This window comes from Cohnella sp. LGH (assembly GCF_017671885.1).
Classification (GTDB): Bacteria; Bacillota; Bacilli; order Paenibacillales; family Paenibacillaceae; genus Cohnella; species Cohnella phaseoli.
This window is the reverse complement of the sequence record NZ_CP072117.1, coordinates 8,248,480-8,265,155: the sequence shown is the minus strand read 5'-3', so window position 1 is coordinate 8,265,155 and position 16,676 is coordinate 8,248,480. Positions and strand designations below refer to the sequence as shown.

Here is a 16,676-nt window from a genome sequence, read left to right as displayed (position 1 = left end):
AAACTTTTATGGTACAATATTCACAGTTTGTTTGGGCAATTTTGGAATTCATAGGCGATTAATAACGGAAGGGATTGGGATAAAGAGAATGAACAGACGAATGAGGAGAAAGCTGCTCGCTTTTATGATGCTTGTCTGCTTGGCAATCGGAACGATTGTTCCACAAGCCGGGGCGGAAGGGACAATTGAAGTCCCAGAGAATCAGGCTCCGATGCAAGTGGATGATCAGCAACTTCCGCTTCCGGATGCTGCTCCGAGCGTGGCTTCGGTTGCGTCCGGGATAATTAAGCTAGGGGAGATCCCGGGGTATCAGTTACATAATGGATATGCGAGCTTAAATAAGCTGGATTCAGATGGGCAATGGAGATCAATCCCATTCAACGATGGGTTTTTAAATGTTCAAGCGTTACCTATTGAACCAGAATCGATCTACACGGTAGATTTGTCGTCGACCTATAGGGCGACGGATTCTTTCTCAGATACTATTATCACCTATTTTGATAAGCTTGAATTAAACGGTCAACAGTTGCTCAGCTTGACGGATTGGCCGATTGCTGAGACAGCGGTGGAGGTTAGTCCGACTGTGGCGTTGCCTTCTGAGTTCACGGATATCAAAATATCTTTTCTACCGGTAGGAATGAACGTGCCTGAGGCGGGAATGTGGTTTAATCCATCTTATCCAGTTCAGTATAAGTTCATGATGAAGCCGGGGAAGTTAAGCTATACCTTTAGCGGAAAAGAAGGGGATAACGGATACTTCATCAAAAATACAATCGAAGTCCAAAGCAATATGGCACTTCAGGTGGATGAAGATGAACTTCAGCCAACCGTCAAAGTTATTCTTCCGACTAACGAAGCCGTTCGAATTAGGGGGGTGAGTGGTAATTTCGTTGGAATCAATAAGTTGTATCTAACGCCTTCGGATTATCAGATAGTCATTTCCGTAATAGAGAATGGGATTGGCTACGACTGGGAAACTGTTATTACGGCTACGGAAGCTATTCAGTTAAGTCTATCAGATAAGCTTATACTGGAATTTGATAGTATGACTCTGGCAGGCAACAACGTATACGCCACAATTCAAATAAAGAGTGGAGATTTTCTGCTTAATGATTTCCGTTGGTTTGATGGACCGCCGTTATCGTCACCGATAAGTTCGAAGTTTTACATTAAGAACGAACGGGGAGAGCGAGTTCAGGAGTTGCAGAATATCAATTCGAGTTGGGCTTCTCTATATCATATAAACGAATTACAATTGCCAAGCGCCAAGTACGAGTTGGAGGCAGTTGTCAGCATTGATGGCCAATCCGAGGACTACACGGCAACTAGGGAGTTTATTTTTGTCGGCAAAGATACCGGAGCACCTAAAGGAATTACGATTTCTGCTCAGAATGAGAGTGGGCAGCCGCTGCAAGATGGGCAGGTTTTCCTGTATGAGAAACAACTGCCCTACGTTGAGGAAGCCAATAACGGAGTAACGGACTTTTACACGTATCTACAATATCAGGCGGCGGCTTCTGAAAACGGTAAATTATCTATACCGAGTCAATATCTGAGATCGGGCAAAGAGTACGACATTGTCGTGACCGGAAAAAGCGCTGGAGGGCAAGCTGGTGGTGTCTATTATCATCAAACGGTTACATCCGCAACGTCTGCCCTAGATCTTAAAAAAGAGCAATTAAAGAAGTTGACGTATTCAGCTCCTCCTGCTTCTGAAGGGGACGTGCTTCACCTTGCAGCCAAGAGAAGTATAAGCGGATCGTCGACTTGGCCAATTCCGCTCACGTTGAACAAGCAGCTTAAAGCTGAAATTTATGTCAGTACAACGGATCGTATTCTTGTGTACGGAACGATTTATCCAACGAATACGACAGCAGGGTACTACTTCGCTGATGAGAGAGCAATCGCTGACGCTGCAAGCGGGACGGTAGATCTCACTGCAAATTTGGCTTTTGTTCAGCCTCCGAGCGGTTTTGAGGATGCGGTCGTGTCGATTGGGGACAGCGCTCCTCGCTCATCGTGGTATGTTTCTAAAGGAGTAAGCGACTGGTTTTATTATTCTGTAACGAAGGGTGAATACCGATACTCGTTTGAGCAATACGCGAAGATAGACGGGAACACAAAGTTTTCCTTCAGCAGGCAGTTTAGTTCTTATAATTCTTATTGGTCCCATACCGGTCAAGTGAATCTGCTCGTGTACAATGATTTCAATGACGAGCAGAACAATTATCTCTATGACGTTTCTAAGGTTGACTCGCAAAGGAGTATCGTTAATCACAAGGCCGTTCAAGAGCCCCTCGCTTTTAATGTACACAGTCAAGAGGGCGAGACAAGTATGATTGTGGAGAAATCGGAAGACTCCTTCGTTTATCGGCAGGCATCTCTATCTGATGATCCCTACCAGAGTGGTGGAGCAAGCGCAAGTGCGCCGACTCTGATCTACCAGCTCTACGATGAGAGAAACCAACCGGTGGGAGAGCACTGGTATACTCGTTTAGGGCACACGGAAGAGTTGAACGTGCCGACGATTCCCGGCAACTATTCGCTGAAACTGGAAACTCAGCTATTCCCGAACGACGTGGTCAAGCTCGACGGAGAAATAAACATACAGGTTGAAGACGGAAGAGGATCGGGTAAGCTATTGATTCCGATTGATATTCCAACGGGATATACGTATAGGACACCGGGATTTAACACGGTGGAAGTCAGAACTAAAGATGCCGTGGGAAATGAGAGCAAGCTCTGGGCCAATATTGATCATTCAGGAAATTTCTTAATGTACGGTACCGACCAGATTGTAGTTAATCAGGAGTACGTAATATTATTGTCGCTCACATTATCCAAGAAGGGATCGTATGAGTACTCTACCTACTACAATTCGCTTCGCTTAACGGGAAGCCAGCTTCTTGCGTTAACAAAAATCGGCATTCCGAACGATTTGGCAGCAGTTTCGATAAAGCAGGTTGGAGTACCGAAAGAAGCTTCCTACTTGAATGCACAACTTGTCGCGCCAGTGGAAGGCTATAGCGATTTCGCTATTTACGCACATTCCTTTTCAGAAATGCTTGCCGTTCCGGGAGATTTTATCTTTCAAATGACGGGAACAAACGGAACGAATATCGGATATAGCTTGGTCAATCATATTTCTGTGGATCCTGTTACACATCAGGCTGCGGTAACGGATGTGCCTAAACGAGCGGTTCAATTTAAAAATGCATTGCCGTTCCTGTCATTTTCCAGCAGTTTAGATTTAAGCTTGCCGGGGCTGTTCGGGGGATACTATCCGTACAGTACATCGCAACAGCTTAACAAATTGATTGTCGCCGAAGGAAACCAGTGGCTAGCGGTAGATACGCTAAAAAGCTCAAGCAGCGGTCCGCGATGGTTGTATAGCTGGAAAACCAGAGAACAGTTAAATATTACAAAGGACATGACGATCGCTTTCGATGGGAAGCCAGACCCGGCTGTTTCAAACTTGAGCATTGTTTCCATGACGAGAGATCAGGATAGTGCTACGCAACTCGTTATTCGTCCAGAACTGTTAAGCGGATCAATGAGATTGATAGAGGTGGGGGAGAATGTTTTTGAGAGTTATTTCTACCCAGTATGGGCTAAAATTGAAATCAAAGATAGCAGCGGCTTGACCCTTTATGCTGCGCAATCAATGAACTGGCAAGACGATATTGTTATTCGTAAATTGCTATCAGACGGACAATATACGTTAATATTCAGCCTCCCTATTGGCGTCGACGAAGAATTCAAACTAACGAAGTCGTTTACGGTTGGGGATGACACAGTTGCACCTACCGCTCCGACCGGGCTGCGCGCAACAGAAACTGATGCAACTAGCGTAACTCTGGCATGGAATCCGTCTACCGATGCATTTGGGGTGGCTGGGTACCGAATCTATATCGGGGGCAGCCAAGTCGGTACGACGAGCGGAGCCACAGCCTATAAAGTAACGGGATTGACCGCGAATACGCCATACTCGTTTACGGTCAAGGCGTACGACGCTAAGGGCAATCTATCTGCCGCAAGCCAATCATTAACCGTCCGCACCGCATGTGCGGGGATTTGCGGTGGAATCGGCGGTGGCCCCATGCCCTTCAATTCCGAAGATGAGAATACCGTTACGCTGACAAACAGAGATATTCCAGCAGCCTCGGATGGGAAGATTTTGATCGATGTGAAAGACAAGACTATCGTTGTTCTACCCGCTCGAATTACCGAGTTGGTCGGAAAGAACGATCTGGAGGTTCGGTTTGGAGATGCGATCGTTTCGCTGCCTCCTGAAGTACTGGCTCAATTGTCGCAATTGCAAAGTACAAGCGGATTTTCGGATGCAAGCATGCGGCTGACGGCCGTTCAGCTGAATCCAGCGGAGGTTCAAGGCGGCCTGGCCTCCGATCCGAGTACAGGGGTGGCGGTTTTCAGTCCGATTTATGAGCTTAAGCTTGCTGTCGTAGGGAAAAACGGAGAAGAGAAGCTGCTCTCCTCCTTCAAAACCCCGATCACAGTAAGATTTCCTGTAAATCCGGGTGCGAATCGCCGCTTAACCGGCATCTACTATATCGCCGATAATGGGAAATTAGAGTATATCGGCGGAAGATGGGAAGGCAACGAGCTTGTCGCAGAATTAAGCCATTTCAGCAAGTATGGCGTATTTGAGATTAAGAAAAACTTCGAGGACGTGGCAGCCAAGCATTGGGCGCTGTCAGTTATACAGGAGTTGGCGGCGAAACAGATTGTAAACGGAGTAACCGATACGAAATTCGCCCCGGAGAAAAAAGTTACCCGTTCCGAGTTTGCGGCGATGCTGGTTAAGGCTCTGCGCCTCAAACCGGCGGCTGTGTCCACAGCATTCGAAGATGTGCCGAGGAATGCGTGGTATTCCGAAGCTGTGGCAGCGGCATATGCGCACGGGCTCATCAAAGGTTTGAGCGACAGCAGGTTTGCTCCGCAGGAGCAAATCACGCGGGAACAGATGGCGATCATGGTTATGAATGCTTACAAAGTTTCGCTTAAGGCAGATTCGTCCGAGGTTGCTCCCGAATTCAAAGACTCCAGCGAAATTAGCAAATGGGCTCAAACGTCGGTAATCGAAGCAGGTTCCCTCGGATTGATGAAGGGCCGCAACGGCAACCTGTTCGCGCCAAAAGACAATGCAAGTCGTGCGGAGGCCGTACAGGTTATCTCCAACCTCCTGCAGCAATTATCGCAATAGCAAGCTTCAAGCGAGAGACTCCTGTTCAGGGATCTCTCGCTTGCCTATTCAATAGCGGGGGCCAATTGAAGCATGAATAGCCAAAATGCACAACCTCGAACGCAGACGTATCTATTTGCTCTTACGAGTATTTTTCTTGTTTCGGGCTCCTTCTTTCACGGCTTTTTGTTTGAAGAGGAGTACCTTGTTGGCGCCATTGTCGCTTTTGGTGTGCTGAGCGTCTTGTATTTCAAACGCCGTATACTTCATGATCCGGCTCTCTATTTTCTTCTGGTATGTGTGTGCAGTTATGCGGTTAGTCTGAGTTACGCGATTAATAAACAGGATGCGCTGCTTGAAGCGATCAAGATAGCATTTGTGGCAGCGATATACCTGATTTTCAAGCATCTTAATCCCGCAACAAACGATAGGGCGCTGCGCGTATTGCTGGGAACTTCGTTTGCAGCCGTCGCTATCGGAATCGCAGGGGATCGCTTTTACGACGACAGGCTGGCGGGGTTTCTCGACTATGCGAACGCTCAAGGGCTCTTGCTCGCCGTATGCAGCATAATCGCCCAAGCGCTGTATATGACAGGTCGTCAGGGGAGATATCTTGGAGCTCATTTCGCATTCGTTATGGCTTTGGGGCTTACCCAGTCAAGAACAGCGATGATTCTATGGGCGTTAAGTCAAATCATTCTTTATGCAGCTGCACGTAAAAAATACTTCGAGTCGTGGCTGAGAGTACTGATCGGCACGTTCTTGGGGATAATGGGTTCAGTGGCTTTCGGTCAGTCCGTCTGGGCGACGCTTCTAATTATTGCGATATCCGGAGTATTCGTCTGGAAGCAAGCTGCATTTTCTGTGGGGTTGTCGAGGAGCGTTGCTGCCGCTGCAGGTGCAGTGGCGGTGACATGGGCCGGCTGGCAATTGTACGCAGGCGGATTGTCCAGATGGGAGAAGTTCGGCCTGTCGGCAACGGAGTGGCAGTCGCGCCTTGTCTATTACCGAGACGCTCTTAGGATGTCGCTTGATGCCGTATGGACCGGCTACGGGGGCGGCGGATGGGCTCAGTTGCAGTACGAATATCAATCCTCCGATTATTTCGTAAGATATGTTCATAACCAACTGCTTCAAAATGCTACGGATACAGGATTGATAGGGACGGTTTCATTTATCGGATTCGTTTCGGTTCTGCTGTATCGAGGATTTTATGAGCTAAGAAACGCTCCAGAAGAACGAAAGCTCATCCAGTGGGGCCGTTTATGCGCAAGTGCGGCGATTGTCATTCACAGTCTGGTCGACTTCGTTCTGGCCTACCCGTTTTTATTTGGGATATTCTTTTTGTTGAATGGCAGGGTTACGGTTACCGAGGAGGACAATCGAGCCAAAAATAGAGGGATCAGCGGCGCTTTCCGAATTGCTGGGATTCTTCTTGTGTCGCTAATTGTTATGATAACTTCAGGTTTGTCATTGATCTCGGGTTCTTATATCCGAACCGCCTCCGAGCTCTTGCGTAACGAGAAGCCTGCAGATGCGGTAAGGAGTCTGGATAAAAGCATTAAGCTCGCCCTATTCGCCGATCAAGCGCATGACCGAAAATCCAAGATCTATTTTCAAGAATATTTGCAAAGCCGAGATCAACGTTATTTAGCCGTTGCCAAAGAAGAAAATAGCCAAGCTTTACAGACGAATCCCTCACAGATCTGGTATCTGAAGCTTCAGAGCGATATATTGTGGGAGCAAGGCGAGCGCGAAGAGTCTATTCGTATCCTTGAGGACCTAACGACAAAAAATCCGTTCGAGTCCCGCTGGCGGGAAGAACTGGAGCAAAGGCGCATGCAGCTATCCAAATAAGCCCATCATCCCGATATTCCAAAAGACCGCGAAATGATCTATAATAAAACCTACAAGTAAATCCGACCGCTGTGAGAAGAAGAGAACAGCTGCCATACAGGTGCGAACTCCCCGAGTCCGTGTCCGATTCGGCAGCTGTTTTTTTGTATTTTTTTCGGCGTTCAGCCGGGGAGGGGAAGATGAATTGGGACTGTTGAAGCTGCATTCGGTGATACCGGCCGTTCGAAATATGAAGGAATTCGAGCAAGCGCTTGCTTCGCCGCAGGAAGTCATTTTTCTGCTGGAGGGGGAGCTGATCCATCTTCAAGGCATTGTATCGAGCGCCAAGCAGGCGAGGAAGAAAATATTTCTGCATCTCGATATGGTAAAGGGGATCAAGGACGACGAGGCTTCGATTCATTTTCTGTCCAAGGCGATCAAGGTGGACGGCGTCATCAGCACCCGAACGTCGAGTCTCATCCATGCGAAAAAATACGGGCTGATGGCGATTCAGCGGGGTTTCCTGATCGACTCCCATTCGGTGAAGACGATTATCAACTCGGCGTCTCACGTTAAGCCCGATTATATCGAGATTCTGCCGAGCTATTCTCACCCGAAGATCGGGATTATTCAGCGCGAGACCGGCATCGATATTATATTGGGCGGCTTTATCGACGGGCCGGAGGATTTGCCTCCATTGTTTGGGGCTGGGGCGATTGCAGTATCGACAAGTCATGCGAGCATGTGGAAATAGGCCCGGTCGAGAGGGCATAGGGAGGAATTGCGTTGGAAAAATATATATTGTCGCTGGATCAAGGTACAACCAGCTCGCGGGCGATTTTGTTCGATCATGAGGGGCGGATCGTTCGCGTAGCGCAGCAGGAATTTAAGCAGTATTTTCCGAAGCCGGGCTGGGTCGAGCATAACGCCAATGAAATCTGGGGCTCCGTGCTCGCGGTTATCGCGACGGTGCTGTCCGAAGCGGACGTTAAACCCGAGCAGATTGCCGGAATCGGGATTACGAATCAGAGAGAAACGGCGGTTGTATGGGACAAGGAGACAGGCGTGCCCGTATACAACGCGATCGTCTGGCAGTCGCGGCAGACGGCCGACATTTGCGATGAGCTGAAGAGCGCCGGCCTGAACGAGACGTTCAGAAGCAAGACGGGACTGCTGATCGACGCTTACTTTTCCGGAACGAAAATCAAATGGATTCTCGATCATGTGGAAGGAGCCCGGGAGCAAGCGGAGCAAGGCAAATTGTTGTTCGGTACGATCGATACGTGGCTAGTATGGCGTCTGTCGGGACGGCGCGTGCATGTGACCGACTATTCGAATGCCTCCCGAACGCTGATGTACAACATTCACGAGCTTCGCTGGGACCCGGAGCTGTTGAAAATATTGACGGTGCCCGAGTCGATGCTGCCCGAGGTGAAGCCTTCGTCGGAGGTGTATGGGCTGACGGATACGCATCATTTTTTCGGGTGCGAAATTCCGATTGCGGGCATCGCGGGCGACCAGCAGGCGGCTTTGTTCGGCCAGGCTTGTTACGAACGGGGAATGGCGAAAAATACGTACGGAACAGGCTGCTTTATGCTCATGAACACGGGCGACAAAGCGGTTGCGTCCGACCATGGATTGTTGACGACGATCGCTTGGGGAGTCGGGGGCAAGGTGACGTATGCGCTTGAGGGGAGCATTTTCGTCGCCGGGTCGGCCATTCAGTGGCTGCGCGACGGTCTTCGCATGTTCGCTGACGCCAAGGACTGCGAGCGCTATGCGGCCAGAGTGGAGTCGACGGAGGGCGTCTATGTTGTACCGGCTTTCGTCGGGCTGGGAACGCCATATTGGGACAGCGACGTTCGCGGAGCCGTGTTTGGACTGACGAGGGGCACGACGAAGGAGCATTTTATCCGGGCGACGCTGGAATCGCTCGCGTATCAGACAAAGGACGTGCTGGCGGCGATGGAGGCGGATGCGGGGATCAGCCTGAAAGCGTTGCGCGTCGACGGCGGGGCGGTGAAAAATGATTTTCTGATGCAGTTCCAGAGCGATGTTTTGGGAGCGGCAGTAGAACGTCCCGTCGTGAACGAGACGACGGCGCTCGGCGCGGCATACTTGGCAGGGTTGGCCGTCGGCTTCTGGGAAAGCCCGGAGGAGATCGCGCGGCAGTGGAGTACGGATCGTTCGTTCACGCCCGCCATGGATGCCGAGGAGTCGGCGCGCTTGTACGAAGGTTGGGGCAAAGCGGTGAAAGCGGCGATGGTTTTCAAATGAACGTCGGTGTGGTAAAGTAAACTTAAGTAAATACATCGGGTCAGAGATGAGGAGAGACCGCTTCACGTTATGCGTTATGGCGCATAATGTGTTTGCGGTCTCTTTTTCTATACCTGGCGAAGAGAGGGATACGGCATGAAGGAACTCACATTTGCAGGACACGGGCGTTCGGCGATATTCGATAACATGCAGAAGGAAGAATACGACTTGCTGGTCATCGGTGGAGGCATTACGGGGGCGGGAATCGCGCTGGATGCGGCAAGTCGGGGCTTGCGCACCGCACTTGTCGAGATGCAGGATTTCGCGGCGGGCACATCCAGCCGTTCGACGAAGCTGGTGCACGGCGGTTTGCGTTATTTGAAGCAGTTCGAAGTAAAAATGGTCGCGGAGGTCGGCAAGGAACGGGCGATTGTATACGAGAACGGGCCTCATGTGACGACCCCGGAATGGATGCTGCTGCCGATTTATAAGGGCGGCACGTTCGGATCGTTTTCCACGTCAGTCGGCCTACGGGTATACGATTATTTGGCCGGAGTGAAGCGCAGCGAACGGCGCAAAATGCTGAAGACGGCAGCGACGCTGCAAAAGGAGCCGCTGCTCAAAAAGAACGGCCTGCTCGGGGGCGGGTACTACGTAGAGTATCGCACGGACGACGCTAGACTTACTATCGAGGTGATGAAGCGGGCGGTGGAGCTCGGAGCGACGGCGTTGAATTACGCCAAGGTAGAAAAGCTCGTCTATAGTGGCGAAGGGCATGTGTGTGGGGTTAGCGTGACGGATCTGTTGAGTGGAGATAGCGGCGAGGTGCGCGCCAAGGCGGTTGTAAACGCGACTGGACCGTGGGTCGACACGCTGCGGGAGATGGACCGCTCCAATCATGGCAAGAAGCTGCGGTTGTCTAAGGGCATCCATCTGGTCATCGATCAGAGCCGGTTTCCGCTTCGTCAGGCGGTGTACTTCGATACCGACGACAAGCGGATGGTGTTCGCCATTCCAAGGGACGGCAAGACGTACGTCGGCACGACGGATACGTTCTACGACGGGGACAAGGCGCATCCGACGATGACGGCGGCCGATCGGAAATATGTTCTGGGTGCCATCAACTTTATGTTCCCTGAAACGCGTCTTACGGAGAAGGATGTCGAGTCGAGTTGGGCAGGCATTCGCCCTCTCATTTACGAGGAAGGGAAAAATCCGTCGGAGATTTCGCGCAAGGACGAAATTTGGGAATCGAAGTCCGGTTTGATCACGATCGCCGGAGGCAAGCTGACCGGCTACCGCAAAATGGCCGAAGACACGATCGACCTAGTCGCTCGCAGACTGCAGGGACGCGTGCAGACTGCAGCTTGCCGGACAAAGGGGATCGCCATTTCCGGAGGCGAGGTGGGCGGCTCCGAAAAGCTGGAGGCATATGCCGCGCTTGTTGCCGAGCATGGGAAGGCAGCCGGACTGTCCTTCGAGGCGAGCCTGCGGATCGCGCGCTTCTATGGGTCCAACGCGGAGCGAGTGTACCGCTGCGGAGATGCTTCGGAAGCGGAACGTTTCGGGCTTCCGCTAGATCTCTACATGCGAGTGAAGTACGCGATAGAGGAAGAGATGGCTGCGAAGCCGATCGATATCTTCATTCGCCGCACGGGAGCGCTGTTCTTCAATATTGCGCTGGTTCAGCGCTACAAGGCAAACGTCGTCGCGCTCATGCAGGAATTGCTCGGATGGAGCGATGAGCTTGCAGAGCGGTATGCGATGGAGCTGGAGGATGCGCTTCGCGATGCCGTCGTTCCTCAGGATTTGCAGGGGGCGCGGTAATAGGTAGGTTGGATAGAGTCAAGGCTTTCGCTTCGCTGAAAAATAGGCAGGCTTCTGGGGGAATTGCTGCAGCCGATAAGACCGCCGCGCGGTCTTATTCGCCCGAACGGAGCTGGAATGTGAGTGATAAGACCGCCGTACGGTCTTATTTGTCTGAACGGAGCCGGAATGTTGGTGATAAGACCGCCGCGCGGCCTTATTCGTCTGAACGGAGCCGGAATGTTGGTGATAAGACCGCCGTACGGTCTTATTTGTCTGAACGGAGCCGAGATGTGGGTGATAAGACCGCAGCACGGTCTTATTCGTCTGAACGCGCCCCCCGCAAAGTGAGCGAATTAAGCTTTATAGCTGCACGCCACTTTGTGGGGGCTTAAACCGGAAGGAGGGAGTACATACTTCCTTCATGGTCAATCGATCAAGTCGAGCAGATCTGCTTAGTGCACAAGCCCGTTATATTCTCCATACCTGAATCGAAGCAAACCCCAAGACATCCCGCCTAAACTCCTCGACAATCCGTTCCACAGCCGGAGAGTCCACGGTTTCGGCATATAACCGCTCCAGTTGATCCCGTAGTGACCGTGCTTCCGCCAACAGCCCGATAGAGCGTTTCATATTCGCGGCGTACTGCTGTCGGATCGGGGCCAACTCGTCGGCATGAGCTTCGTCGGTTCCTGGAGCGATGCAGCGCTCGTACATGTCGACGATCTCGTCGGAAGGCCGATCGGGGAAGTATTCGTGTGGAGCGGTACTGTCGAAAATGGCAAAGCCAAGCTCGCGGACAACGACCATGTCCAGACTGTTCGGGTCGAAGCCGCAGTGGTAGATTTCGGAGTCGAAGCCTCGTTCGGCTGCGGCTGCGGCCAGTTTCTTCAGCATTGTAGACTTCCCTGAGCCGGGCCGACCTTTCAGCAAATACCGCTTCAACCCCTCCGTCAGCCCGGGAACGTAATCGACCGCTCCCAGCGGAGTGGCCGCACCTAGAAATCGATGAGCCTCACTCCCCGCGCGCGCGCTCTTACGATCCACAATCAGCCGATCAATGCATTCCTGGGTCAACTCGTCGGCCTTCTGAAAATCCATGTTCCCGATATAGATTTTCTCCCAATCGTCATGAACCCGGAGCGCCTCGGCAAACCCGGCGTAGGCCTCCGCGAATCTGTCCGCGATCTCCTGATCCAAGCTCGCCATTTCCGATTCCCTGGCCGAAAGTGCCGACTTATCGCATGCTTCCCCTAGGTCAAATTCTACAACCGTCGCTCCGACAATCTCCGGAACAATGGCGTTTGGCGTCGTGCCGTCGACGATCCCCAGGCTGAGGCCGGGAACGATCAGCGCGTCTAGCGCGTCCGGATCGGAGGCGCAGGCGATGCGCCAAACCTCATGTCCCGCCGCCGACAGCTTGTCGCTTATCGAACGGAGCTCGCATCTTTTTCCCAATCCCGGGCCGCCCCTTACCACGCAAAGCCGCTCCAGTCCCTGCAACGAGGAAGGAAGTAAGCTCGTGTAACCCCGAGCCGTATTGCCGCCCCCATAATAGTCGTACGCGTTGTCGCTCATTTTCGCCACACCTTTCTAGGCTGCTGTAATGGTCTATATCCCTATCGTATTTCATATGGGCTGTTTTGGTGCGGTTGGAGGAGGACCGAACCGGGACGCGGATTTCCGTTCGTCGGTGGAAAAAGCAGGATAGGCCGTCCCGCGCGGCGAATGGAAGCAGTATGAAAACTGATAATTCGTTTATTCGCTATCTGAAGGGTGAACAGAATGATTCTATGGATTAACGGAGCGTTCGGAGCGGGGAAGACGCAAACTGCTTATGAGCTGCACAGAAGATTGCCGGACTCCTATGTCTATGATCCGGAGAATGCCGGTTATTTTATACGCAAAAATGTACCGAAGCGGATCGCGCTCGGCGATTTTCAGGACTATCCGATGTGGCGGGACACGAACTATGCGATGCTAAAGCATCTGGATCGGGAATATGACGGTATCGTAATCGCGCCGATGACGCTCGTCAGCTCGCAATATTTCGACGAGATTATCGGACGGCTGCGGGAGGAAGGAGCGGAGGTGCGTCATTTTGCGCTGTGCGCCGAGAGGGAGACGCTGCTGCGGCGGCTGAAAAGCCGAGGAGAAGGAAGCGAATCGTGGGCGGCCGCGCAGATCGACCGGTGCGTGGCGGCGCTCTCGCAGGAGAAGTTTGCCCATCACCTGAATACGGAGGGGCACACGATCGCGGACAACGCGGAGCGTATCGCAGAGCTAGCGGGGCTGTCGCTGCAGCCGGACGAACGAAGCGCTTTGCGCAAAGCATACGACCGCATTCGGACGCAAATTCGGCACATCCGACTGTAAGCCTGAAGGCGTCGTACCGCCTCTGAATAGGTCTGTTGTCGCTTTTTTCAGTGTAAACCGCGATATTAAAAGGATTTTGAAAGCGTCGCGTTGAAAATGGAAATAACCACTAATCACTCGACGCAAGCAAAGAAGGCAGGGAACATCATGGTTAAGGAATACCGGATCGGTGTCATCGCACCCTATCTGGACGGCGAATATTTCGGCAGACTGCTGCCTCACATTCAACACGCTGTCCGAGAAAGGTGTTCCCGTCTCTTTGCCGTGCAAGTCGCAGACGATTATTTAGGAATCGATTCGTTGGAAGAGCCGATCGCATCCGGGCTGATCGATGCGTGGATCGTCATTCTGCCCTCGGCCAGCCAGACGGTCCTCGAGACTTTGGAGAAGAGCGGGAAGCCGCTCGTCTGCATCGGCTTTCCGTCTCCCGTGCCGGGGGGACACTCGGTGCTCGTCGAGAATCAAGCGGGCATGAAAGCGGCGGTGCAGCATTTGATCTCCCACGGGCATACGCGGATCGCTTTTATCGGCAAGCTGTCTCAGTATGATCTGTACGAGCGTTACCTGGGGTATAAGGAGGCGCTTGCAGAGCAGGGATTGCCGATAGACGAACGGCTTGTCGTGGACGTCGAGGACAATCTCATGAACGCCGGAGAGAAAGCGATGCGGGAGCTGCTGGATCGGGGCGTCGAGTTTACGGCGATCGCCGCGGGTACGGATTTTAACGCTCTGGGAGCGATCGACTGCTTGCAGGCTCGCGGATTCCGCGTTCCGCAAGACTTCGCGGTGAGCGGCTTCGACGACATCTATCAGGCAGCGGTCAACTATCCTTCGCTTACGACCGTACGCCAGCCTATTGAAAGCATGGCCAATGAAGCGGTGAGAATCGCGATCGAGATGCTTGAAGGGCGTCTGGAGATGGACGGGGTAACGCTTGTGTCCGCCGGACTGGTCGTCAGGTCCTCTTGCTCTTGCTCGGAGAGATCGCAATTCAGGACGGCGGAGGAGTTTGATCACTATCTGATCAACCTGTCCCAGATGCGCCGTTCCTTCCATACGATTGCGAATAACAACTATCAGATGACCAAAAGCTTGATCAATGCGACGAGAGACGAGAAGATCGACATTTCCAAGCTGTTCTGGAATAGCGTCCATTGGGGCTGTTTGGCGCTGTGGGAGACGGACGAGAGCGGAGACCGACGGTTGGTCGTACGCCAGTCGTTCAGCAAGCGAGGCGATCCGCTGCCGCCCATCGGCGCGGCCTATCCGTTCGAGCAGTTTCCCCCGTTGGAAATGCTTCCTCCGGGAACGCGACCCGGAGGAGAGGATATTGTCGTGCTCCATCCGGTCAAATCGGAAAAGAAAAGCTGGGGTTATATCGCTCTGGCCGGCCAAGTGGAACCGAACGCAAATTTCGTCTCGAACGATCTGTTCCGCCACAGCTTCACGATCCTTGCAGTCGCATTGGAGCGGGAATTGCTGTTTAATCACGTTCGCTCGATCAACGAGAAGCTGGAGATCGTCTCGCACACGACGAACGACGGCATCTGGGACTGGGATTTGAGCGCGGGCAAGATCGATTGGAGCACGCGCGCGCATAAAATATTAAGCCCCTCCTCCGTCAAGCTGAATAGCGCTCCCCGTTCCTTCTTGAGACTGGTATATCCGGAGGATCGGCGGGCAATCTGGCAGGCGCTCAAACAGGTTCGTTCCGAGTCCGACCGCCAGCCGATTCAAGTCGAATTGCGCATCGGCGGCCAGGCGGAGGCGGATCGGCAGCTCTGGGTGCATCTGGCGGGAGATTTGGTTCGCAACGCTTCGGGCGCTGCCGTACGGATCATCGGTTCGATTACCGATATTACCGAGAAGAAGGTCAACGAAGAGAGAATTACTCAACTGGCTTATTGGGATTCCGTTACCGGGCTGCCTAATCGCATGATGTTCAAGGATCGGCTGCAGGAGGCTATTGAGGAGCGGAGTCAAGACGGCAAGAAGCTGGCCGTTATGATGATCGATCTGGACCGGTTCAAAATCGTCAACGATACGCTCGGACATCAGACCGGAGACCTTCTGCTGCAGCTCGCTTCCGCCAAACTGCAGGATTGCGTCGGTCTGCACGGGATCGTCTCGCGGTTCGCCGGGGACGAATTTATTGTGCTGCTCTCAAAGATCGAGGGGGCGGAGGAAATCAACCGCGTCGCCGAGCGGATTTTGCATATGCTGACCAAGCCGTTCGTGTTGGAGGGGCAGGAGTTTTATTTGTCCGCGAGCCTTGGGGCTTGCTTATATCCTAACGATGCGCAGGATGTAGACTCGCTCATTCGTTTCTCGGATCTGGCCATGTACTATTCCAAGGAAAACGGCGGGAACAGGCTGAAGGTATATACGCCTGCATTAAGCTCAAAAAGGGTTGAGAGGTTTAATATGGAAACGGGACTTAGATATGCGATGGAGCGAGGGGAACTGACGCTGAATTTCCAGCCGCAGGTTTCTCTTACTACGGGCAAGGTATACGGTGCGGAGACGTTGATTCGTTGGAGCTCTTCCGACGGAAAAACGATACAACCCGGCGAATTCATCCCTCTGGCGGAGGAGACCGGGCTGATCATTCCGATTGGCCAATGGGTACTTGAGCAAGCGTGCCGCGCCTGTCGAGAGTGGATACGCGAGGGACTGCCTTCACTCGTCATATCCGTTAACATCTCGGCTCTCCAGTTCCAAATGGAGGACTTTCCGGATATTGTTAGCAAGGTGTTGAAGGATACGGGGATCGGCCCGCACAATCTATGTCTGGAGATTACAGAGCATACGGCCGTTCAGAATATGGAGCACAGCATTCGAATGCTCAGCCAGTTGGTGGAGATCGGCGTCAAAATCGCGATCGACGATTTCGGCATTGGTCAGTCGTCTCTCTACTGGCTCAAGAAGCTTCCTGTACATATCGTCAAAATAGATCCGTCGTTTATCCGTAATCTGACAGAGAGTACGGACGACGCAGCGATTGCGAAAGCGGTCATCGACATGTCGCACAGCCTCGGTCTGTCCGTCACGGCGGAGGGCGTCGAGACGGAGGGGCAGCTGCAGCGCCTTCAGCAGCTTCAATGCGACCGTATTCAAGGCTTCTTCACGGGACGCCCGATGACGTCCGACCAGTTTATTGCGTACTTCCTCGAAATTGCCAACGGGTAAAGTGCCGGAA

Annotated in this window: 8 protein-coding genes; 7 read left to right on the top strand and 1 reads right to left on the bottom strand. The window is 52.5% G+C overall.

Annotation, left to right across the window (positions count from 1 at the left end; all coding sequences use genetic code 11):
- The first annotated feature begins 100 nt into the window (after positions 1-100).
- The 5 genes from J4772_RS34060 (at position 101) to J4772_RS34040 (ending at position 11,122) form a co-directional block, all read left to right on the top strand.
- Complete coding sequence (locus tag J4772_RS34060) at positions 101-5,224, top strand: S-layer homology domain-containing protein (protein ID WP_209073263.1); 5,124 nt, start codon at positions 101-103, stop codon at positions 5,222-5,224.
- 72 nt (positions 5,225-5,296) lie between these two features.
- Positions 5,297-7,060: an O-antigen ligase family protein gene (locus J4772_RS34055; RefSeq protein WP_209073262.1), complete on the top strand. Its 1,764-nt coding sequence runs from the start codon at positions 5,297-5,299 to the stop codon at positions 7,058-7,060.
- 184 nt (positions 7,061-7,244) lie between these two features.
- On the top strand, positions 7,245-7,793 hold the full coding sequence (locus J4772_RS34050; protein ID WP_246016960.1) for a glycerol-3-phosphate responsive antiterminator: 549 nt from the start codon (positions 7,245-7,247) through the stop codon (positions 7,791-7,793).
- Positions 7,794-7,825: 32 nt separating this feature from the next.
- Positions 7,826-9,316 (top strand): glycerol kinase GlpK, encoded by a 1,491-nt coding sequence (glpK, locus tag J4772_RS34045; protein ID WP_209073261.1) that lies wholly within the window; start codon positions 7,826-7,828, stop codon positions 9,314-9,316.
- A gap of 135 nt (positions 9,317-9,451) precedes the next feature.
- The gene (locus tag J4772_RS34040) at positions 9,452-11,122 is read left to right on the top strand and encodes a glycerol-3-phosphate dehydrogenase/oxidase (RefSeq protein ID WP_209073260.1); all 1,671 of its coding nucleotides are present in this window, start codon (positions 9,452-9,454) and stop codon (positions 11,120-11,122) included.
- 450 nt (positions 11,123-11,572) lie between these two features.
- On the opposite strand, the gene J4772_RS34035 is transcribed toward J4772_RS34040, so the two are convergent.
- Positions 11,573-12,679: a PRK06851 family protein gene (locus J4772_RS34035; protein ID WP_209073259.1), complete on the bottom strand. Its 1,107-nt coding sequence runs from the start codon at positions 12,677-12,679 to the stop codon at positions 11,573-11,575.
- Positions 12,680-12,886: 207 nt separating this feature from the next.
- Here J4772_RS34035 and J4772_RS34030 point away from each other — a divergent pair, with 207 nt between their 5' ends.
- Positions 12,887-13,477 (top strand): AAA family ATPase, encoded by a 591-nt coding sequence (locus tag J4772_RS34030; RefSeq protein ID WP_181918096.1) that lies wholly within the window; start codon positions 12,887-12,889, stop codon positions 13,475-13,477.
- A 147-nt stretch (positions 13,478-13,624) separates the two neighbouring features.
- A complete protein-coding gene (locus J4772_RS34025; RefSeq protein WP_209073258.1) occupies positions 13,625-16,666 on the top strand; it encodes an EAL domain-containing protein in 3,042 nt (1,013 codons plus the stop codon).
- The last annotated feature ends 10 nt before the right edge of the window (positions 16,667-16,676 follow it).

Coding starts and splice junctions, on each gene's coding strand:
- J4772_RS34060 (WP_209073263.1), top strand. CDS start 101: ATGAGGAGAAAGCTGCTCGCTTTTATGATGCTTGTCTGCTTGGCAATC.
- J4772_RS34055 (WP_209073262.1), top strand. CDS start 5,297: ATGAATAGCCAAAATGCACAACCTCGAACGCAGACGTATCTATTTGCT.
- J4772_RS34040 (WP_209073260.1), top strand. CDS start 9,452: ATGAAGGAACTCACATTTGCAGGACACGGGCGTTCGGCGATATTCGAT.
- J4772_RS34035 (WP_209073259.1), bottom strand. CDS start 12,679: ATGAGCGACAACGCGTACGACTATTATGGGGGCGGCAATACGGCTCGG.
- J4772_RS34030 (WP_181918096.1), top strand. CDS start 12,887: ATGATTCTATGGATTAACGGAGCGTTCGGAGCGGGGAAGACGCAAACT.
- J4772_RS34025 (WP_209073258.1), top strand. CDS start 13,625: ATGGTTAAGGAATACCGGATCGGTGTCATCGCACCCTATCTGGACGGC.